Origin of the sequence: Aquimarina spongiae (assembly GCF_900141785.1) — a bacterium.
GTDB lineage: Bacteria > Bacteroidota > Bacteroidia > Flavobacteriales > Flavobacteriaceae > Aquimarina > Aquimarina spongiae.
Genome location: NZ_FQYP01000019.1, coordinates 1 through 20,902 on the forward strand (window position 1 = coordinate 1; position 20,902 = coordinate 20,902).

A 20,902-nucleotide genomic window follows, 5' to 3' on the forward strand; every position below is an offset into this window, starting at 1 on the left:
GATCCTACAGCAAGCAACCCATCACCAATCACAGCCCAATGTGCTGCACCTACGCCAGATATTATCGTCGTTACTGATGAAGCGGACAATTGTGGTACACCAACGGTTGCATTTGTCAGTGATGTAAGTGATGGCAACAACAATCCGGAAGTGATCACCAGAACTTATAGTGTGACTGATGCTGCGGGGAATAGCATCAATGTAACTCAAACGATTACCATTAATGATACCATCGACCCGACTATTGCTTGTCCTTCGGATATTACTCAGCAATTAGATATGGGGTCATCATCTGCAGTTGTTAACTTTTCTCCTCCGGTAGGAATGGATAATTGTTCAGGAGTATCTACAACTCAAGTAAGCGGGTTGCCATCTGGATCAGCTTTTCCTGTTGGGGTAACTACCAATACATTTGAAGTAACGGATGGAGCAGGGAATACCGCTATTTGTAGTTTTGATGTTATTATTTCGGCAGAAATCATAGCTAATGATGATGAAGTACTCATAGATGGAGGTTTAGGAGGGAATTCTATAAACGTTGTGGACAGCAACGACCTTTTAAATAATAATGGAGCTATGCTCGGAGTCAATGTGTCTATTACCAACATCGTAGACCCTGATCCTTCAGATGGTGTAAGTTTGGATCCATTAACTGGAGAGATATTAGTATTACCAGGAACGCCTTCCGGAGAATATAATATTACCTATACCCTATGTAATACAACCGCACCTATTGTATGCGATGATGCTGTAGTTAGTATCACAGTTACCAATAGCTCTAATGCAAATTTATCACTCACAAAGACTGGTAATTATATTGATAGTAATGGAGACAATACATTGAATGCAGGAGATGAAATACACTATACTTTTACAGTTGAAAATAATGGAAATGTCGATGTAAATGATATTCTTCTAATGGATGAGTTAGCAGGTATAACCGTGGTGGGAGGACCAGTGGATTTAGCAGTAGGCGAAATTGATGTAAACAGTTTTAGCGCAATATACGTATTGACTGAAGAAGATGTTTTAGCCGGAAGTGTTTCTAATCAGGCAACTGTTGCTGGAATTACACCTAGCGGACAAGAGGTGGTAGATGTTTCAGACGACCCTTTGAATACTACTAATATAGATCTAGATGGAGATGGAGATTTTGAAGATGTAACGGTAACTTCGATTGGGTTTGATGAAGTAGTTACTATATATACAGGATTTTCTCCAAATGGTGATGGTGTGAATGATGTATTAGTGATTAATGGAATTGAGCATCTGGAAAATAAACTGGAAATTTTTAATAGATGGGGTATTATAGTTTATGAAGCTGAAGGGTACGGAAGAGATGGCAATTTCTTTGAAGGAATCTCAAATGGAAGAACTACAATTAAAGGAGGAGATCAACTACCAGTAGGGACCTATTACTATGTGCTTGAATATGTGCTGGAAACAGGAGAACAAAAACGGAAAGTTGGCTTTTTATACATTAATAGATAATTATAGAGGTTACGCATATTTCTCTGTATTGCTATTCTGAATGTTAAATTGAATTGAATGAAAAATATACAATTAATTAGTATTGCTGTTTTGAGTTTGGTATTTCATACTACTTATGCCCAACAAGATGCACAGTATACACAATATATGTACAATACAATAAGTGTAAATCCTGCTTATGCCGGAAGCCGAGGAGTAATGAGTGTCATGGGATTACATAGAAGTCAATGGGTAGGCCTGGATGGAGCTCCAAGAACCCAAACGCTAACCTTGAATTCTCCAATAGGAGAGAACGAACGTCTTGGGATCGGACTTTCTGTGGTCAATGACGAGATAGGGCCGACGAATGAGACGTATATAGGAGTCGATTTTTCGTATACTATTCCTACTTCAGAAATAGGTAAGCTAAGTTTTGGGATTAAAGGAGGTGCACACTTGCTGAATGTTGATTTTCAGGAATTAGTACAGTTTAATCAAAATGACGCGCTGTTTGAAAATAATATTGACAATAAGTTTAGCCCTCAGGTAGGAGTAGGAGTATATTATCATACGAATAAGTTTTATTTGGGGTTAAGTGCTCCAAATTTATTGGAGACAAATCATTTTGACGAAAGCTCTACCAGTAGTGATAGTGATGCAGTTAGTTTTTTGGCAGAAGAACGCATCAACTATTATTTAATTGCAGGTCATGTTTTTGATATTACGGATGATCTGAAGTTTAAACCCGCATTGTTAACCAAATTGGTTTTTGGTACTCCGTTACAAGTAGATGTGTCCACTAATTTCTTAATGTACGAACGTTTGACTTTGGGAGTTGCATATCGATGGAGTGCAGCAGTAACTGGACAAGTTGCATTTCAAATTTCAGATGCTATGATGATCGGATTTGCATATGATAGAGAAACTACAGAATTAGGTCAATCACAATTTAATGATGGAAGTTATGAAGTGATGTTACGATTTGAATTGTTTAAGAAATACAACAGAATGTTAACTCCTCGTTTCTTTTGATGTAGAACTTGAAAATAGAGAGTATGGCGATAAGCTTTAATGATAAAGCGAATCAGTGCATTTATTCTGATTAAATAAAAATAAGATAGCATATGGATGTATTAGTACAGGATAAAAAACCGCTTTTTTTAGGAGCATTTCCCTGTTGAAGAACGTTAAACTCTAAATAAAATTGAATTTTACGGTTTTAACGTAACAATTGTGAGGTTCAAAATTATTTAAGTTTAGTAAAATGTACTTATCTTTAAAAAGTATTATGTTATTGGGAACAGAAAGTAATATTGAAGGGAAAGGAAAGTTTATTTTTTGCGCCACCTTGAACTTTCTTAAATTCAATTATTTTTAGTGCGTAAGTGTACAAAAGATAATGTTCTTCTTAAGAAACAATTTTAGGAAGAAGGAAGTAAGAGGAATACGAAAACATATATTGAGAAATGAGTCAAAAACAGTTTCTTTTTTTCGATACTGTTATAATAAATGATATGTTGTAAACTTTAGATTTCTAATTAAGTTTAGAATAAGCAGGTATTTGGAAATCTAAAAAACAACCCCGCTATTTGTAAAACTTTGGCGAGCCAACAAAAGCAGGGTGTGAATAACGATTAATAGTAAATTAACCATTATGAGAGAATTATTACTTCTTGTGTTTACCAATTTCTTGGTGCTTCTTCATAAAAAAATATTCCTCATTGCAGAGAAATGTAAGCACTTTCAACGCTTTCTAATGTGTTCGAAAGATAGGAATTCTGTAGGTTTTTTACGGAGTATCCGTAATATTTTTAAGATTTTCTTAACAAGATTCTTCTATAGATCCCCTTCGTTATTGTTTGCTCGTTTCGGTAGAGCTAGATCTAACGGATTGATGGTGAATACAATATCCTTATTGATACATAAAATATCATATAAAGTTCCATTTTCTAAAAACAGATTTACAATGATTATGAATTGATGATAGAACAAGATATAAGTTCTGTGTGAGCATACAGAACCATAACGATGCATTTTGACGATGTGTTTACTTTAAACCCCCCGGCTTTAGGGGTAATTCTGGGGGGTTTTACTTTGAAAAAAATTAACCACAAACATATTTAACTTTTAGTGTTTTAGTAAATTAAATGTAGATTTTAGGAGACTCGCCCGATCATTATGTCGGGCGAGTCTATTTATTAAAGTATTTATCATTCAATTTTATATTTTAGCATTCATGATAGATACCGATCTTCTCAAATATTTAGAATCTTTTCTTACACCTAGACGATTAGGGTTGTATGATAGTGTATTGAGTAAAAGAACAAATCATTTTACTGTAGCCATAGAAGATGTCTACCAATTGCATAATACGAGTGCCGTAATACGAAGTTGTGATGTTTTTGGTGTACAAAACGTCCATATCATAGAAGAAGTTAATCAAAAAAGGATTGATAGAGAAATAGCAATGGGAGCTCAAAAGTGGGTAGATGTTAATCAATATGCTACTACAAAAGATTGTATTCAATCTCTCAAAAAACAGGGCTATCAAATTGTAGCCACGACCCCTCATGAGGATTCCAAAGTTTTGGAAGACTTTGATATTACAAAACCTTCGGTTTTCTTTTTTGGAAGAGAGCAATTTGGGCTTAGTGATATTGTTTTGGAAGCTGCGGATACTAATCTGCATATTCCTATGGTTGGTTTTACAGAAAGCCTTAATATTTCGGTGTCAGCAGCAATCATATTACAGCATGTGACCAATAAGTTGAGACAATCAGATATCGTTTGGCAATTGTCTGAAGAAGAAAAGCTCGAGAAACGAATGGAGTGGGCCAAAAAAGCAATCAAAAGTCATGAAAAGATTATTGAACGTTACTACAAAGGTCAAGAATCATAGAAAGTTTTGAGATATTACTTTGCAACCTATTTTTAGAGAATACACATAATTAGTAGTAACATTCACATATTTTTTTGAATACCCTATAAAATGTAAAGTATATTGTGGTGGATAACATTCAAAACTACACAAGATGATTAACTGGTTCGAAATTCCTGTTGCTAATATGGAACGCGCAAAAACGTTCTATGAAATCGTTTTTGACCTTAAAATTACGGTTCATAAAATGGGAGACCTTGAAATGGGGTGGTTTCCTAACAAAAGTGCTTCAGGGATGGCTACAGGTACCTTAATTCACGCAGGTGATCACTATAAACCGAGCATGGATGGGGTGTTGATCTATTTCTCATGCGAAGATGTAGCTAATGAGATTGGTAGAGTAGTAGAAGCAGGAGGACAGGTCATTGCTGAAAAAAAGCAAATTTCAGAAAGTAATGGATACATGGCTTATTTTATCGATTCTGAAGGCAATAGAATAGCCTTGCATTCTATGCAATAAACCTTTTGAGCGTTAAGAAATAAAAGGGAATATTATTTTCTGTCTAATATTTTATACTCTTCATAGCATTCGCTAATAGCATCCAGAATTTGAAGGTCATTTGCAAATTTTATGAAGTCCGCAGAGTAATTGCAGTTTCTCAGGATTTCATCAATATCCAGACGCTCTATTTGCAATAGAGCCATTAAGGTAGCTCTGTCAAACTTATTTTCAAGAAGATTCCGTATTTCGTCGTCCTTTTTCATTTTGCGCAATTTTCGCAACTCTTTAGAACGCTTGCTGAATATATTATAGAGAAAATCGGCGGGATTAAAAATGGCACCTAAAACTTTATTTACAGCTCCAGGTTGACTGCTACCTCCTTCATAACCTGAATTAAGTCCAGAAATACTGTATCGATAATTGTTATAAACCGGAATACGTTTGGCATCAATCTCCAAATATCCTGTAAGTTGAACATCGGCCACCACGACCTCTTCCAAAGCAATACCAAGTTCTGTCATTTTGATCTTTACATCTCCAAATTTAATCCAGTCGTTGGTTACTCTTACTTTCAAAGGTTTGTATCCGATATAAGAAAAGTATAAGGTGTCGTTTACTTTTGCAGGAATGGTAAAATCCCCTTCGCTGTTGGTAATGGTCCCTATAACCTGGCTTAAGTTTACGATATGCACATTCTCTAGCTCTTGATCATTGGCCGCATTCAATACCTTACCAGATACATTTCCAGTGGTTTCTTGACCATAAGAAATGATACCAACTATAAGTGTAATATAAAATATTAGTTTCTTCATATATTATATATGACGTTCATTGTACATGAAGATAACATAAAAATCGGGCCAAAATTCATATAAGGTTGTTAATTAACCTCAAATTTACCTTCGATCTCTGCGTTTTCTTCGATCTCTTCTTGAGGAATCATTATTACTACGTCCCTCATTTTTACTGAATTTATTTCTTCCTTTGGGTTTAAACCCTTCGCTTCTTCTTTTACCCTTGAAGCCGCCTCCATCTCTTTTTCTTTTTCCGCCTTTTCGACCTCCAGGGGCCTTCGAAATTTCTACATTGACCTTGCGACCTTCCATTTTGAAGTCTTCAAAAACAGCCAGGACACGATCTTGATATTCTGAAACCGTATTAAAGAATGAGAAATTCTCTTTTACATCGACACGGCTTAGAGAATTACTGTCTAATTCTAATACTTCTTTCAAGAAGTCCTTTAATGTCATCCAGTCAAATCCATCTTTTTCTCCTACATTGATAAAGTATCGTGTAGTACCATTTGCACTATGACCATGATCACTATCACCACCAGAGGCATTAAGATCTCTAGTGTTTTTATAGTAATTATGAAAACGTGTAAATTCAACAGAGAAGAATTTTTTAATTAATTCTTCTTTTGAAAAACCTTCCAGAACCTCATGAATTGAAGGTAAGTAGGGATCAATTTCATGATTGATTTCAGCTTTTCCTATATCACTGGCCAAGTGAAACAACTGTACCTGACAGATTTCTTCTCCACTTGGAATTTCTTTCTTCTCAAAACTCTTTTTTATGATACGCTCAATCGACTTGATCTTTCTGAGTTCGCTTTTGGATACGATCACCATAGAAACACCACTCTTTCCTGCACGTCCGGTTCGACCACTACGGTGGGTGTAGGTTTCTATTTCATCTGGCAATTGATAGTTGATTACATGCGTAACATCGTCTACATCAATACCACGGGCTGCAACATCGGTGGCAACCAACATTTGGATTTGTCTGTTTCTAAAGCTTTTCATTACCAAATCTCTTTGGTTTTGACTTAGGTCTCCATGTAAAGCTGCAGCATTATATCCGTCTCCGATAAGGTTTTCAGCAACTTTTTGAGTATCTCTTTTGGTTCTACAAAAAATAACAGAAAAGATATCAGGATTTGCATCAGCCAAACGTTTTAGGGCAGCATAACGATCTCTAGAATTCACCACATAGTATTCGTGAGATACATTTTTTGATCCGGTGTTTTTATGACCAACAGTTATTTCTATTGGAGCGGTCATAAAGCGTTTTGCAATCGAAGCTACCTCTTTGGGCATAGTTGCCGAAAATAGCCATGTATTTTTATCTTCTGGAGTATGGGATAATATTGCATTGATATCTTCAAAGAATCCCATGTTCAGCATTTCGTCAGCTTCATCTAATACGCAATATTCTACATTAGAAATGTCAACCATTTTTCTGTTGATCATATCCTGCATACGACCTGGAGTGGCCACAACTATCTGGGCACCTCTTTTGATCTGTTTTGCCTGTTCAGAAATGCTTGCTCCTCCGTATATTGCTACTGTATGAAGCCCAGAGATATATTTGGAATAATTTTTCAGTTCGTTTGTAATTTGCAAGCAAAGCTCACGTGTAGGGGATAGGATCAATCCTTGTGTAATTCTACTCTTGTGATCGATTTTTTCGATTAACGGAAATCCAAAAGCGGCAGTTTTACCAGTTCCGGTTTGCGCAAGGGCGACGATATCCGTATCATCGTTTAGTAAAATAGGAATTGCCTTTTCTTGAACCTCACTTGGGGTTTCAAATCCCATATCATTCACCGCCTTTATAATATCTTCACCGAGGCCTAAAGCTTGAAATTTATTCATGTTTATAAAAATAAGCCGCAAAGGTACGGTTTATTATTGGTCTATAACAATAACGGGATACTTATTATAGTGTTGCAATATATTTTTATATCGCTAGAAGATTATTACCGCGATATGCGTGTTTTTATTGTTTAAGCAAGTATGTAGAGAATTTACTTAATGATCTCAATTTCAAAAAGTTTGTCCCAGTTTTTTCCGGTAACAAACAACTGTTTGGTATCTGCTTTGTAAGCAATACCGTTCAATACATCCAAATCCTCGTGTTGTGTAACTTTACTTCGAAGATCTCTAAGATCCACTACAGCCTCGATAGCTCCATTCTTTGGGTTGATAATGGTAATACTTGTTTTTAGATTAGATTTATTCGAAGATCCTTGTCGCGGCCAAGTATTCGCATAAATTTTTCCATCTACCCATTCCAGTTCGTTAAACTTGGTTTTAATTCCTTTATTGGTCACCACCTGGATATGCTCTTTTTCTGCCAATGTTTCAGGGTCAAGAATCCAGATCTTTTCGGTACCATCACTTTTATAGATTTGTTTTCCGTCGTTACACAATCCCCAACCTTCTTTACTTTCATTGTAGGCAAAGTTTCCAGTTTTATTCATAGTATTAAGGTCGTAAATAAACCCTTCTTTGGCTAGCCATGTCAACTGAAAGATTTTAGTATTCAGTATGGTAATTCCTTCAGCAAAATATTGATCAGGCACTTCTTTTTTTACCAGTACTTTCCCAGTAGTAAGATCAACTTTGCGTAATGAAGATTTTCCTTTTTTACCTGTACTTTCATATAAGGTATCTCCAAAAAATTCTAACCCTTGAGTAAACGCTTCTTGATCATGTGGATACTCTGCAATGATTCTATACTTATATAATTTTGGAGAAGTGTTGGTAAGCAATGTTACTTTTTTAGTGATGGTATCTACATTGCCATTATAGAAGACTTGTGCTTTTAAAAGATGAGTCCCTAACTTTTCGTCGTCAATTTTTTCTGAAAAAGAGTACCCGGCAGATGCAGGAGTTTTTTGATCCCCTAAAAGATAAGTTACCGAATCAATAGGGATATTTTGATCATTTTTTAGGCTAGCTTTTAAGGTTTCACCGATCCTAAAAATAGCCTGATCGTTCTCTGTAGTGATCGAAAAATAGTTTTTTTTCTTGTCTTGATTGCTGCCACAAGAAAAAACTAAAGTGCTTAATGTGATGGCGACGAAGTAGTTACAGATTTTCATGATTATGATTCTTATTTGAGGCAAGATATTTATTTTAATTGGGTTTAAAAAATGGTTGTTTTATCTATTAAAGATCGTATCTTTGCAGTGGCAAGTCCTACACAACCAGCTCCTGTTGAATCCTCCAGGGCGGGAACGCAGCAAAGGTATACGGTCGTAGCGGTGTGATGTAGGTAGCTTGCCTTTTTTTGTGCCTTTTTGTGAAATCTCACGTCTTATATTTCCTCTTTTTTTTATGCACAATTCGTTAAGCAGAATTGTATATTTGCGATCATGAATTCAGATCAAAAAACTACTGTTGTTCTTATCACTGGAGGCTCTTCGGGGATAGGGAAATCTATCGGAACCTTCTTGACCGAAAAAGGATTTGTGGTTTACGGCACAAGTCGTAACCCTTCTAAATTTCAAGATTTCAAGCCTTTTACTTTATTGCAATTAGATGTAGCAAACAAACAAAGTATACAAGGTGCTGTTGCCGAAATCGAAAAGCGCCATGGTAAATTGGATATTTTGATTAATAATGCAGGCGCGGGAATTACAGGGCCGATAGAAGAAATTCCGGAAGAAGAAATACTAAATAATTTTACGACCAATTATTTTGGTGTGATTAATGTAACCAAAGCCGTATTACCACTTATGCGAAAGCAAGGGAAAGGATTGGTAATCAATGTTACTTCTATTGCTGGATATATGGGATTGCCTTATAGAGGAGTGTATAGTGCATCAAAAGCGGCTTTAGAAATCACTACCGAAGCCTGGAGAATGGAATTGAAACAGTTCAATATAGAAATGACAAACATTGCTCCAGGGGATTTTGCTACTAATATTGCAGCAGGAAGATACCATGCTCCTTTATTAGAGGATTCACCTTATCATCAAGCGTATGGCAAGTCATTGTCTTTGATGGACGAACATGTTGATTCTGGGAGTGATCCTATGGATATGGCAAAAGCAGTGTATAATGTTATTAGTGCTAGTAAGCCCAAGGTACACTACAAAGTAGGAGCTTTTATGCAAAAGTTTTCTATTGTGTTGAAGCGAATATTACCGGATAAAGTCTACGAGAAATTATTAATGAATCATTACAAATTGTAGCACTTCTTTTTAAGAAATAAATAGCTGGATAATAGGAGTTAATTTCAATTTTGAATATTTATCTTCGCAACCAGAAATAAATACAATAACTAAACACAACAAATTAAATATCACATTATGAAATTTTTTATTGATACTGCAAACTTAGACCAGATTAAAGAGGCAGAGGATCTTGGAGTTTTGGATGGAGTGACAACCAATCCATCTCTTATGGCAAAAGAAGGTATCACAGGTAAAGAAAACATTATCAATCATTATAAAAAGATATGTGAGATCGTTACCGGAGATGTAAGTGCAGAGGTAATCTCTACAGATTTTGAAGGAATGATCAAAGAAGGTGAGGAGCTTGCTGCATTGCATGATCAAATCGTGGTAAAAGTACCCATGATCAAAGAAGGTGTAAAGGCGATTAAGTATTTTAGTGATAAAGGCATCAAAACAAACTGTACATTGGTATTCTCACCAGGACAGGCGTTATTGGCAGCCAAAGCCGGTGCAACTTATGTGTCTCCATTTATCGGTAGATTGGATGATATCTCTACAGATGGATTGAATCTTATTGCAGAAATTAGAGCAATTTATGATAACTATGGTTTCGATACGCAAATTTTGGCAGCTTCTGTAAGACACACAATGCATGTAATCGACTGTGCTAAGATTGGTGCAGATGTAATGACTGGACCACTTTCTTCAATAGAGGGATTGTTGAAACACCCTTTGACAGATATTGGTTTAGCGAAATTCCTAGCAGATTATCAAAAAGGAAACTAAAACAGCATAATATAGAAATGAAGAGAGCCACTTTAACAGAGTGGCTTTTTTTATTACTCCAAACTGGCTAATCTTGTGTATTGCATCAACTGCTTTTCGAACACTGAAGAAAATAAGTTGGCTTTGGCATTGATAATTCTGCCTTCCTGATCTACCAGGATTACCTTGTTGGTAGAATGAATTACCAATTCTTCTGAAGAACATTTAGGATATTTGAACTCGTATTCTTTACCTAAATTATAATGATGTCTTTTGATCGTCTTTAACCAATTTTTGGTTTGTTCGTCATCCGTGTTAATGGCGATAAAATCGATTTCAGGATATAAGGCACTAAGGTATTCTGCTTTTTTGTGTGCTCTAACATAGTGATCTTTACTTTCCATAGACCAGAAGTAAAGCGCAGTAATCGACTTGTTGAAAAGAGAAGAGAGCTTTACTTGTTCTCCTTTAGAAGTAATCAGATCCTGATCGGGAATCATATTACTAGGTTGCAATCGGCCGATAGCTCTTGCCAATTTTTTTAATTCTCGCTGTGATTTCTTATTCGAACTTACTGATAAGTAATGCTTCAACACTTTTTTTGAATCGTAATCTTTTTTGCTGTACAATAAGAAATTGGTGGTAACTCTTCTTAAAAGGTTGTTTTTGATATATGGATGATCAATAACGCTATCGATAAGATCTAACTTATAAATCACACTACCAACTCGTCCCTTATATTTAGAATGTTGATTACTATATTTCGATAACGAAGCATTGGTAAAGTAGTAGTTCAAAAAGCGATTGTATGAATACAGCTTTTTCAGATCATTATCGTTGTAATTGATTTCGTTGCGATAGTCAAAAAATGAATCGGGTAGATCTTTGGCCATATCCATACCTCCGATACCATATCGGCTATGAAAATACAACTCGTGTCGAGTATAGTAGTCAAAAACAAAACTAGCTTGTGTCAGCTTCTTCGCCAGAGGACTTAATTCATATTTGTCCGTAAATCGTTTATAGCTATTTAACTTGATACGTAATAAGGAGTCTTGATTTTTTCTGAAATAGTTTGGAGAAAGTTGTAGTCCAGATCTTTTTAACCGTTCTCTTTCTACTTCATTTTGAAGATAGATATCAACCAAAAAATTGTTTTTTCTGGCACCGTCACCAGTAAAAACAAGTGACTCATCAAATTCTAAGGTATTCAAACGAATAAGAAGGCTATCTCCCTTTTCTAATAACACCAATTGATTTTCTGGTTTATGTCTAAATGCATATACACCCTCTTCCAGATTCTCTATTTTATAAAAAAATCTGTTGTTTTTATCAAGATATAAGGTGTCACCCGGCTCGTCACCTTTGGATAAGATGACATAGTTGATGTTCGGGTTTACAATTTCCCCACCAAAATAGGTGTAGTTTCGAGGCTTTTTCTTTGAAGAATCACAGCCACAAAACGCTACAGACAATACCGCAGTATATATCAAATATTGTAAAGGAAAGAGCTTCATTTTGGGTGTCTAAATTATCGAACTATTTCGCCAAAAATAGTGGGAAACCGTATCTACGTTTGTTAAGGATACGTTAATTCTTTACTAATTAGGATATTATTAGAAGTTTAGCACACGATATCCTTCTTTTTTGAAACTTTAACTATTTCTGGAACCTACTTTTTTGTATCTCGTAAAAGCTAATAATTTAATCGTAGATTGTTTCTAGATCTGAAAGCATTTTTCTACTTTTGCGGCGAATTCGAACTTACAATTTATTATATCATGTTATCAGTTTCTAATCTTTCGGTTCAATTTGGTAAACGCGTGCTTTTTGACGAGGTAAACGTATCATTTACGCAAGGTAATTGCTACGGTATTATTGGAGCAAACGGGGCCGGAAAATCTACATTTCTAAAAATCCTATCAGGCGTATCAGAACCTACTTCGGGTCATGTACATCTCGAACCAGGAAAAAGAATGTCTGTTTTAGAACAGAACCATTATGCATATGATGAGTTTTCTGTGCTGGAAACTGTAATTATGGGTAATAAGCCTTTGTATAAGATTAAAAAGGAAATAGATGCCTTGTATGCGGATTATACCGATGAGAATGCTGAGAAGATAGGAGAGTTACAGGTAGAGTTTGAAGAAATGAACGGTTGGAATGCAGATAGTGATGCAGCTGCATTACTATCAAATTTAGGAATCAAAGAAGATTTGCATTACACGCAAATGTCTGATCTGGATACCAAACAAAGAGTACGAGTATTGTTGGCACAGTGTCTTTTTGGAAATCCGGATGTATTGATTATGGATGAGCCTACAAATGATTTGGATTATGAAACCATAAACTGGTTAGAGCACTTTTTGGCGAATTATGACAATACGGTGATTGTAGTATCTCACGACCGTCACTTCTTGGATGCAGTTTGTACGCATATATCGGATATTGATTTTGGAAAGATCAATCACTACAGTGGTAACTATACCTTTTGGTACGAATCTTCTCAATTAGCCGCAAGACAAAGAGCGCAACAAAACAAGAAAGCTGAAGAAAAGAAAAAGGAATTACAGGAGTTTATTGCTCGTTTTAGCGCCAATGTGGCAAAATCTAAGCAAGCTACTTCTCGTAAGAAAATGATAGAAAAATTAAATATCGAGGATATCAAACCATCAAGTCGTCGTTATCCCGCGATTATTTTTGAAAGAGATCGAGAGGCAGGAGATCAGATTCTTAATGTAGAAGGATTAGCTGCGAGTATTGAAGGAGATTTGTTGTTTAAAGATATCGATATTAACCTTGCCAAGGGAGATAAAGTAGTAATATTCTCAAGAGATTCTAGAGCTACAACCGCATTTTATCAAATACTTAATGATAAGCAAAAAGCTGATGCAGGAACATATTCCTGGGGAATCACGACAGCACAGTCTTATTTACCTGCAGACAACAGCGAATACTTCAGTAATGACTTAACACTTGTAGATTGGCTACGCCAGTGGGCAACTACAGAAGAGGAGAGAGAAGAAGTGTTTATCCGTGGATTCTTGGGTAAAATGATTTTTAGTGGAGAAGAAGCCTTGAAAAAATCAAATGTCCTATCTGGAGGAGAAAAAGTACGTTGTATGTTATCAAAAATGATGATGACGAGAGCAAATGTGATTATGTTGGATGAACCTACAAACCACTTGGACTTAGAGTCTATTACAGCGTTTAATAATTCTTTGAAGAAGTTTAAAGGAACAGTGCTCTTTACGACTCATGATCATGAGTTTTCGCAAACCGTAGGTAATCGAGTGATCGAACTTACGCCTAATGGTGTAATTGATCGTTATACTACTTTTGATGAATACATGAGCGATGCCAAAATAAAGGAATTAAGAGATAAGATGTATGCGGTAAATGTATAGCCTTCTCTTTATAGAATAAAGAAAAAGCCTGCATTTGCAGGCTTTTTTTATATCATTAATCCTTCAAACTTGAGATACATATAATCTTTTATGGTGGATTCTAAAGTGTCTTTACTTTGTGTAAAAAACTGATCGTCCGTAATGAGTTGCATAATGAAGTATTCGTCAAGTTTAACCAAAAGATCTACAGAAACAGGCTTAAACATATCGCTCTGTATACCTAAAAGATAAAATTGTTTAAAATCCTGAAGAAGGCTGTGCAAGAAATCCTCAATGATTTTCCATGCAGTAGGGTAGTGCAGTTTTAATTGCCTCAGATAATGGGCAGAAATGTCTTTGGCACCTTCAGTCAGAATACCGGCTAGCTTACCATATTTGTAATTCGGCTCGATAATTTCTTTGGTAATCTCATTTTTATAGTTGTACAATCGGTCTATACGAACTTGTGTGATATATTCAAAAATCTCTTCCTTGGTAATAAAGTATTGATAAATGGTTGATTTGCTTTTATTCATTAGAACTGCAAGATCGTCCATAGTCAAATTACCTAAGTCGGCCTGTTTAAGTTTAGGGAGTATGGCTTGGGTCCATTGTTCGACCTTTTTGTTTTTGTCCTTTCTGTCTTTGGATAGCGATTTCCTTCCCATTTTTGCTATTTTGATAAAATCGAACTATATTTATCAAATAGTTCGAAAAAAAAATATTTTCGTTTCTCAAACATAATCAATTAGTTTATGAACAATCAAGCGGTATGGCAAAAATATTCGGGAAAAGTAGCTTGGCCTACGATATTTTTGTTTGTTGGCCTTTTGTTAGGATATGTAACGCTCACCTATTTTTATGTAAAAGGGTTATCAGGAGTTTGGACATCAGTAATAGGAGCATTGTTGGCCTATGGGATGTTTACCATCGCACATGAGGCAAGTCATAATAATATATCAGGGGGTGTAAAGTCTTATGTGTTTTTGGAGAGTATGCTTGGATGGATCTCTAGTGCTCTGCTCTTGTTTCCTTTCAGTGCATTTAAAGTAATTCATCTTCGACATCATGCACATACCAATGATCCTGCAAAGGATCCTGATCATTACGTTAACGGGAAAAATGTATTTTCAATTTTCTTTAGATGCCTTACATTAATAGGACATTACTTTGGCTTGACCTTAGGAGAAGATAGCAAAGCCGATCCTGCTATGCGATCAATTCGTAAGCAGTCTATGGTTTTTGTTACATTCCTTAGTGTCACTTTAATTGGATTAATTGCTATAGGAGCGGGGTTAACCTTGTTATATGTTTTTATATTGAGTGCACTAATTGCAGCACCAGTTCTGGCATTTTCATTCGATTGGATACCTCATTACCCACATAATAATCTAGATAAGTATCATAACACCAGGGTGATTACTATTCCTGGATTAGAATTTATTTCCTTGTATCAAAGTTATCATTTGATGCATCATTTGTATCCCAGAGTTCCTTTTTATAATTACAAAGATTGCTTCTTGGATTATGAAAAGAAACTATTAGAAGAACAATCAACAATTGAGGGATTCAGAACTCAGGATTCTGGATTAATGAAAAGAAAAAATACCTATGTAGACCTAATTAAGGGTAGTACCTGGAGTTACATTCTTGAAGTCGAAAATGTATTTCAGGAAACGCATGATGCGATCAAAATAACGTTCAAGAATTTGGATCAAATTCCATTTAAGTTTAAACCTGGGCAATATGTTGTGATTTCAGATTATGTAGATGACGTATTGGTAAGTAGATGTTATTCTATCTTCGAAAACCCAAATACAGGAAAACTGTCGGTTGCCGTAAAAAGTGTACCAGGGGGTAAACTATCCAACCATTTGCTGACTAATGTACGGGAGCATTATAAATTAAAAGTATCAGGCCCTTTTGGCAATTTTACACTACCAGAAACAGTAAAGCAACCTATTGTTTTGATCGCAGGGGGAAGTGGTATTACACCTATATTGTCAATTTTAAAAACATTTCTAGATAGCAACAATCACCATATCACCTTGCTTTATGGATGTAGGAGTGCAGAGGATGTGATTTTTAAAGAAGAATTAGAACAATTGGCAGAAGTTTTCGAAAACAGATTCAGTTATATTCTAAGTTTTGATATGCTCGACAGCAATCGACAATATGAATTACTGAAATTTATAGCGTCGGATTCATTGTGCTATATCTGCGGGCCTCAGCCTATGATGGATGCTTCAAAAGTGGTGTTGGCAAAATTGGGAATTGGAAATGACCATATTAATACGGAAGAATTCGCTATAAAAACACCGACACTCTCTGGTATATCGAAGGAGGTATTGTTCACCATCCATCAAGAGGAAATTTCATTTTCAACAGATACCGAGGAAACCATTTTAGAAGGAGCAATTGCATCACAAAAAACGATTCCGTATGCTTGCGGGATGGGGCAATGTGGGACTTGCAAAACTAAACTCATCGAAGGAGAAGTGCATTGGAAGAAAACCGAGGATATTGCTCTTTTGGAACATGAAAAGGAGCAAGGATATATTTTACCTTGTATTTGCAGTCCAAAAACTACTATAAAGCTAAATGTATGACAGAAGAAACCTATGATTATATCATTATCGGAAGCGGGTTTGGAGGGTCAGTAAGTGCACTACGCCTCTCCGAAAAAGGATACAAAGTATTGGTAATCGAAAAAGGAAAGTGGTACAAACCTCAAGATTTTCCAAAATCTAACTGGAACCTAAAAAAATGGCTATGGATGCCTTTTTTTAGATGGTTTGGTATCATGAAAATGTCGTTTTTTAAACATGTCGTTGTGATTTCTGGTACTGGTGTTGGAGGAGGTTCTTTGGTTTATGCCAATACTTTGCCAGTTCCAAAACAAAAGTTCTTTACTTCAGGAAGTTGGGGAGCACTAGCAGATTGGCAAAAGGAATTAGCTCCTTTTTACACGACTGCCTTACATATGCTGGGCGCACAGAAAAATCCTGTGTTTTTTGATGGAGATAAGACGCTGAAAGAAATTGCGGGGAATATGAATATCGAAGATAAATTTGAAGCGACCGATGTTGCAGTATTCTTTGGAAAACCCAATGTAACCGTTCCTGATCCGTATTTTGAAGGTAAAGGCCCCGACAGAACGGGATGTAATTATTGTGGAGGGTGTATGACAGGATGTAGAATAGGAGCAAAAAATACTTTAGACAAAAACTATTTGTACTTGGCGCAACAATTGGGAGCAGAAATACTGGCAGAACAAGAAGTGTATAATGTGATCCCAAAGGCCAATGGATATGTAGTGAAATGTAAATCATCGACACAATTTTTTAAATCCAAGAAATCAATACACACCAAAGGAGTCATCTTTTCTGGCGGAGTTTTAGGAACAGTGAAACTCCTGTTAAAACTGAAGCAGAGTTCTTTGCCTAAACTTTCGGATCGGTTGGGATATGATATTCGTACTAATAATGAGAGTTTGATCAGTGTGACCAATTTAAACGGTAAAAAAGACATGTCAAAAGGAGTGGCCATTGGTTCCATTTTGAATACGGACGAAAACAGTCATTTGGAGATTGTAAGATATGCCAAAGGATCAGGATTTTGGCGCTTATCTCATTTGCCATTAACTCATGGTAAAAATACCGTAGTAAGGCTCGCCAAAATGATTACTAGTTTTATCAAACACCCACTATCTTATATCAAACTATATACGGTTAGGGACTGGGCAAAAAGTACCACAGTACTATTGTTCATGCAAACCTTGGATAGTACCTTAAAATTTAAACGAAATCGATTAGGAATTATGAACACCAAGGTAGCTGAAGGGAAAAAGCCATCTGCATTTATCCCGGAATCCTTACAATTAGCCAAAACCTATGCCAAGGCAGCTATGGGAAAAGAAACTGTATTTGGACTAGAACCTTTGGCAGGAATACCTTCTACAGCGCATATCCTAGGCGGAGCAGTGATGGGTGAAGATGAAACCAAAGGGGTAATCGATAAGGATAACAAAGTGTTTGGATATGAAAATATGTATGTGTGCGATGGCTCTATGATTTCTGCAAATCCAGGAGTGAACCCATCGTTATCCATAACTGCTATTTCGGAAAGGGCGATGCACCAAATTCCTTCAAAAAGTTAATCTTGGGGAGGTTGTAGAAAATGTCTAAAGATTAAATAACCCCCAAAAATGATAAAGATAATAATGGTGATGGATCTAAAATTCCATTCTCCTTGTTGTCGAATATGATTGTACAATCGCAAGCTACCCAACAACACCAAAGAAATACCAATCATAAGGTTCCAGGCACGACGAGGAGTTTTATTATTCTCTTCTTCCATAAAAAGTTAGGATAGGCTCTTTTCAATAATAGGAAGTGCTTCTTCCATATCTGCTTTTTTTACAAAAAGCTGGATGTGATCTGGGATTCCACCGCCGAAACCAGCCATCATACCTGATTTCATATCGTCTCTTGTGATCGAGTTAATTCCACGGTCTTGTAGAACAGTTTGTAGAAATTGTACATTGATTAAACTACCAGTATAGACTCTTTCGTATTCGCTTTTGGGGAACATAGAATGGTTTTATGCGTTAAAATATTTACTATTCCATATAGCGGTGTTGAAGTTTTTACCTAATGCAAAACCATAAAATAAAACAACCGCCGCTACGGATTTAAACATAAAGAAAAAAATCATAATAAAGGTAGAAGTGTCACTTGTTTTGCTAAACAGTCCATTTGGAACCATAAGAGTAAGTAATACACTTACCAAAAAGGTAAGAATCAGTAGGTTTTCGAAGCTTTTAAAAAACCACATCATTACTTTACGGAAAGGATGTAAATCATTTCCCCATTTGTGTATCAAATAGAAATACCCATTGCCCATAGGCGCAAAGAGTAGGGGGTCGTCTGCATTTTCTAACTTAAATAGTTTTGAGGGGGCTATGATCTTAAACCCTTTAAGTTCTGTGTCATGTTTTTTTTCTAATTCTTTGATCGCTGAGACCGCCGAATTAGGAAGCTTTCCTTTAAAATATTTTGAATCCAAAAATCGTAGGCGATAATCGATACAGATCTTTTTGATTTGATCAATATGGTAGATGCGGTGAGTTACTAACTGATCAAAATCGAAATCATTTTGTATTTCAGGAACATTGGCATCCAGATTTTCCAGAATTCTTTCTTCATGTTGAGTGTCTTCGAGAAGTACTTGTTGCACTTGTGTCCTCCAGCTATCTGGATCAAAAGCTTTATCTCTTACTTTACTCAGTTGTTTTTGAATATTTGTTCTAGGCAATAGCATAATCCTTTCTTTTTCTTAAGCACTACTAAATTAAGGATTTACCAAAAGTTTTAAAAATATTGATAGCGTAATGTTCTGAAAAGGAGAAGTTTTAACGGTTGTTGAAGGATGATATGTATTGCTGATTTATGTTAGAATAGATCCTAATTGTATATCTAAATTTCTAAAGTAATGGTGCTAATTGCCCATAAATGGTCATTTTGATATTTTGTATGGTATTAATTTTTTATCAATTTTCTTCTAATGATATACAAAACTGACGAAGACTCTCAGAAAATTATTCAAATTATAGGTTACGTTTTTGATATGCTAGGTAATTCCTTTAATTCTTATAAAACTGATATCTATCATCGAGATCGGGATCTCCTTTCCAAATAAATAGATTTTTAACTTGAGAGCCATTACCTAAAAGCCCACTTTGAGTTATAAATAGTTCTATAGCGATACCTTTACTTTGTAATTCAGGAATCATTTTATCATTTTCGGCTAAAATCTCAATACTCCACCAGGGATCTCTTTTATCCTTATAAATCTTCCAAGTACCGCTTCCATTCAGAGTTCCTTTGAAATTACTATTATTTAGATTTAGAGGGTAATTTACTATTTTGACCTTATGGTTTGCATTTAATTCAATTCTAGCTCCATCTAAACCTTTCCATGTTCCGGTAATTTGATCTTCTGATGGTTGGGGTTTGGCACAACTTACCAAAAGAATTACAATCAGAATATATTTTAATTTTTTATATAGCATATTAAAACTTAATAGTTGATGACCATCTGATAGCTTGCGATTTTGGAGACATTGGTCCTGTTTGAAAAGCACTATCTATCCATTTGCCAGGTCCTTCAGTCCATATTGGTTCATATCCAATTACTGGAGGTCTTGTTGCAGATTGGATAGTAGAATTATTATGTACCGTAAAGTGAATACGCATAGTTCTTCTTTCCATATCTACATCCGAAATAGAATAATCGAGAGAATATGTTCCTAAATAAGTGACTGCTAAATTACCTGTTTTTCCTGCAGTCAATAATGTAGAGTAATCTTTTACGTATTTCCCTACACCTTCAATTCCATTTAATCTATATCTATGTACTCCGAGTAATTTTTCATTGTTTGCAAATTTTCTTGCTATGATTTCTTCAGTATCTTTTACATGGCTATGAGCTTTAATCATTTCAGTAAAAGTATCTCCAGCAAAAAAGTCTCGATGAGCAGGTCCTGTACCAGTTAACCACTCTACACCTACATCAAAAGGAGTCATTTCATTCGCTCCAAGAACGACATCGTCTAGGATACTTCCATAAGTTTCATTGCTCCAACCATTTTCACTGTATGTTACTTCGCCATATTCAGAATGCATATAAGTATCCCCAACTTTCGCATTTTTAGGACATTCAGTACATCTTCCATCGGGATCTATAGTATTAATCCAGTTATTACCCATTGCTAAATAAGGACTATGAAATTCTTTTGCTGGGTCAATTGTTAGCCAGCGATTTATTCTTGGATCATATAAACGAGCTTCAAAAGCTTCTTTATCAGTTTCAGTATCTTTTTCCTGCCCTTGATATTGATAGCGGTATTGTCCATCGGTTAATTTTCTACC

Annotated in this window: 19 protein-coding genes and 1 other RNA gene; 10 read left to right on the top strand and 10 right to left on the bottom strand. The window is 35.7% G+C overall.

Annotation, left to right across the window (positions count from 1 at the left end):
- The 4 genes from BUE24_RS23345 to BUE24_RS23365 all read left to right on the top strand — a co-directional run.
- On the top strand, nucleotides 1–1,491 hold a 1,491-nt coding region (locus BUE24_RS23345), incomplete at its 5' end, for a T9SS type B sorting domain-containing protein (protein ID WP_139242105.1).
- 57 nt (nucleotides 1,492–1,548) lie between these two features.
- Nucleotides 1,549–2,502, top strand: coding sequence for a PorP/SprF family type IX secretion system membrane protein (locus BUE24_RS23350; protein WP_073322149.1), 954 nt, complete (start codon nucleotides 1,549–1,551; stop codon nucleotides 2,500–2,502).
- Between the two features lie 1,204 nt (nucleotides 2,503–3,706).
- Nucleotides 3,707–4,369, top strand: a complete 663-nt coding sequence (locus BUE24_RS23360) for a TrmH family RNA methyltransferase (RefSeq protein ID WP_073322155.1) — start codon at nucleotides 3,707–3,709, stop codon at nucleotides 4,367–4,369.
- Between the two features lie 133 nt (nucleotides 4,370–4,502).
- Nucleotides 4,503–4,868, top strand: coding sequence for a VOC family protein (locus tag BUE24_RS23365; protein WP_073322158.1), 366 nt, complete (start codon nucleotides 4,503–4,505; stop codon nucleotides 4,866–4,868).
- A gap of 32 nt (nucleotides 4,869–4,900) precedes the next feature.
- Here BUE24_RS23365 and BUE24_RS23370 read toward each other — a convergent pair whose 3' ends face one another.
- The 3 genes from BUE24_RS23370 to BUE24_RS23380 form a co-directional block, all read right to left on the bottom strand.
- Nucleotides 4,901–5,662 (bottom strand): carboxypeptidase-like regulatory domain-containing protein, encoded by a 762-nt coding sequence (locus BUE24_RS23370; RefSeq protein ID WP_073322161.1) that lies wholly within the window; start codon nucleotides 5,660–5,662, stop codon nucleotides 4,901–4,903.
- An 84-nt stretch (nucleotides 5,663–5,746) separates the two neighbouring features.
- Nucleotides 5,747–7,507 carry a DEAD/DEAH box helicase gene (locus BUE24_RS23375; RefSeq protein WP_073322165.1) on the bottom strand — a complete coding sequence of 587 codons (1,761 nt, stop codon included), beginning with the start codon at nucleotides 7,505–7,507 and terminating at the stop codon, nucleotides 5,747–5,749.
- A gap of 152 nt (nucleotides 7,508–7,659) precedes the next feature.
- Nucleotides 7,660–8,739: a glutaminyl-peptide cyclotransferase gene (locus BUE24_RS23380; RefSeq protein ID WP_073322168.1), complete on the bottom strand. Its 1,080-nt coding sequence runs from the start codon at nucleotides 8,737–8,739 to the stop codon at nucleotides 7,660–7,662.
- An 88-nt stretch (nucleotides 8,740–8,827) separates the two neighbouring features.
- Between BUE24_RS23380 and ffs the strand changes: the two genes are divergently transcribed.
- From ffs to fsa, 3 genes are all read left to right on the top strand, one after another.
- Nucleotides 8,828–8,926, top strand: an RNA gene (gene ffs / locus BUE24_RS23385) — signal recognition particle sRNA small type.
- An 86-nt stretch (nucleotides 8,927–9,012) separates the two neighbouring features.
- Entirely contained in the window at nucleotides 9,013–9,834 is an 822-nt protein-coding gene (locus BUE24_RS23390) for an SDR family oxidoreductase (RefSeq protein ID WP_073322171.1), read from the top strand.
- 117 nt (nucleotides 9,835–9,951) lie between these two features.
- The gene (fsa, locus tag BUE24_RS23395) at nucleotides 9,952–10,605 is read left to right on the top strand and encodes a fructose-6-phosphate aldolase (protein WP_073322174.1); all 654 of its coding nucleotides are present in this window, start codon (nucleotides 9,952–9,954) and stop codon (nucleotides 10,603–10,605) included.
- Nucleotides 10,606–10,658: 53 nt separating this feature from the next.
- On the opposite strand, the gene BUE24_RS23400 is transcribed toward fsa, so the two are convergent.
- Nucleotides 10,659–12,101: a peroxiredoxin family protein gene (locus tag BUE24_RS23400; RefSeq protein WP_073322177.1), complete on the bottom strand. Its 1,443-nt coding sequence runs from the start codon at nucleotides 12,099–12,101 to the stop codon at nucleotides 10,659–10,661.
- A gap of 264 nt (nucleotides 12,102–12,365) precedes the next feature.
- Here BUE24_RS23400 and BUE24_RS23405 point away from each other — a divergent pair, with 264 nt between their 5' ends.
- Nucleotides 12,366–13,991, top strand: a complete 1,626-nt coding sequence (locus BUE24_RS23405) for an ABC-F family ATP-binding cassette domain-containing protein (protein ID WP_073322180.1) — start codon at nucleotides 12,366–12,368, stop codon at nucleotides 13,989–13,991.
- Nucleotides 13,992–14,038: 47 nt separating this feature from the next.
- Here the strand turns inward: BUE24_RS23405 and BUE24_RS23410 are convergent, their stop codons facing one another.
- Entirely contained in the window at nucleotides 14,039–14,638 is a 600-nt protein-coding gene (locus tag BUE24_RS23410) for a TetR/AcrR family transcriptional regulator (protein ID WP_073322183.1), read from the bottom strand.
- 87 nt (nucleotides 14,639–14,725) lie between these two features.
- Between BUE24_RS23410 and BUE24_RS23415 the strand changes: the two genes are divergently transcribed.
- A complete protein-coding gene (locus tag BUE24_RS23415; protein WP_073322186.1) occupies nucleotides 14,726–16,579 on the top strand; it encodes a fatty acid desaturase in 1,854 nt (617 codons plus the stop codon).
- Nucleotides 16,576–18,129, top strand: a complete 1,554-nt coding sequence (locus BUE24_RS23420) for a GMC oxidoreductase (protein WP_073322189.1) — start codon at nucleotides 16,576–16,578, stop codon at nucleotides 18,127–18,129. The genes BUE24_RS23415 and BUE24_RS23420 overlap by 4 nt, the downstream gene beginning before the upstream one ends.
- Here BUE24_RS23420 and BUE24_RS23425 read toward each other — a convergent pair.
- The 5 genes from BUE24_RS23425 to BUE24_RS23445 all read right to left on the bottom strand — a co-directional run.
- The gene (locus BUE24_RS23425; RefSeq protein ID WP_073322192.1) at nucleotides 18,126–18,329 is read right to left on the bottom strand and encodes a hypothetical protein; all 204 of its coding nucleotides are present in this window, start codon (nucleotides 18,327–18,329) and stop codon (nucleotides 18,126–18,128) included. The genes BUE24_RS23420 and BUE24_RS23425 overlap by 4 nt on opposite strands.
- A 6-nt stretch (nucleotides 18,330–18,335) precedes the next feature.
- Nucleotides 18,336–18,563, bottom strand: coding sequence for a putative signal transducing protein (locus BUE24_RS23430; protein WP_073322195.1), 228 nt, complete (start codon nucleotides 18,561–18,563; stop codon nucleotides 18,336–18,338).
- A gap of 9 nt (nucleotides 18,564–18,572) precedes the next feature.
- Nucleotides 18,573–19,292, bottom strand: coding sequence for a hypothetical protein (locus BUE24_RS23435; RefSeq protein WP_073322197.1), 720 nt, complete (start codon nucleotides 19,290–19,292; stop codon nucleotides 18,573–18,575).
- Nucleotides 19,293–19,614: 322 nt separating this feature from the next.
- Complete coding sequence (locus tag BUE24_RS23440; protein WP_073322200.1) at nucleotides 19,615–20,043, bottom strand: hypothetical protein; 429 nt, start codon at nucleotides 20,041–20,043, stop codon at nucleotides 19,615–19,617.
- 1 nt (nucleotide 20,044) lies between these two features.
- A partial coding sequence (locus BUE24_RS23445) for an RHS repeat-associated core domain-containing protein (RefSeq protein WP_280174054.1) occupies nucleotides 20,045–20,902 on the bottom strand: 858 nt, incomplete at its 5' end.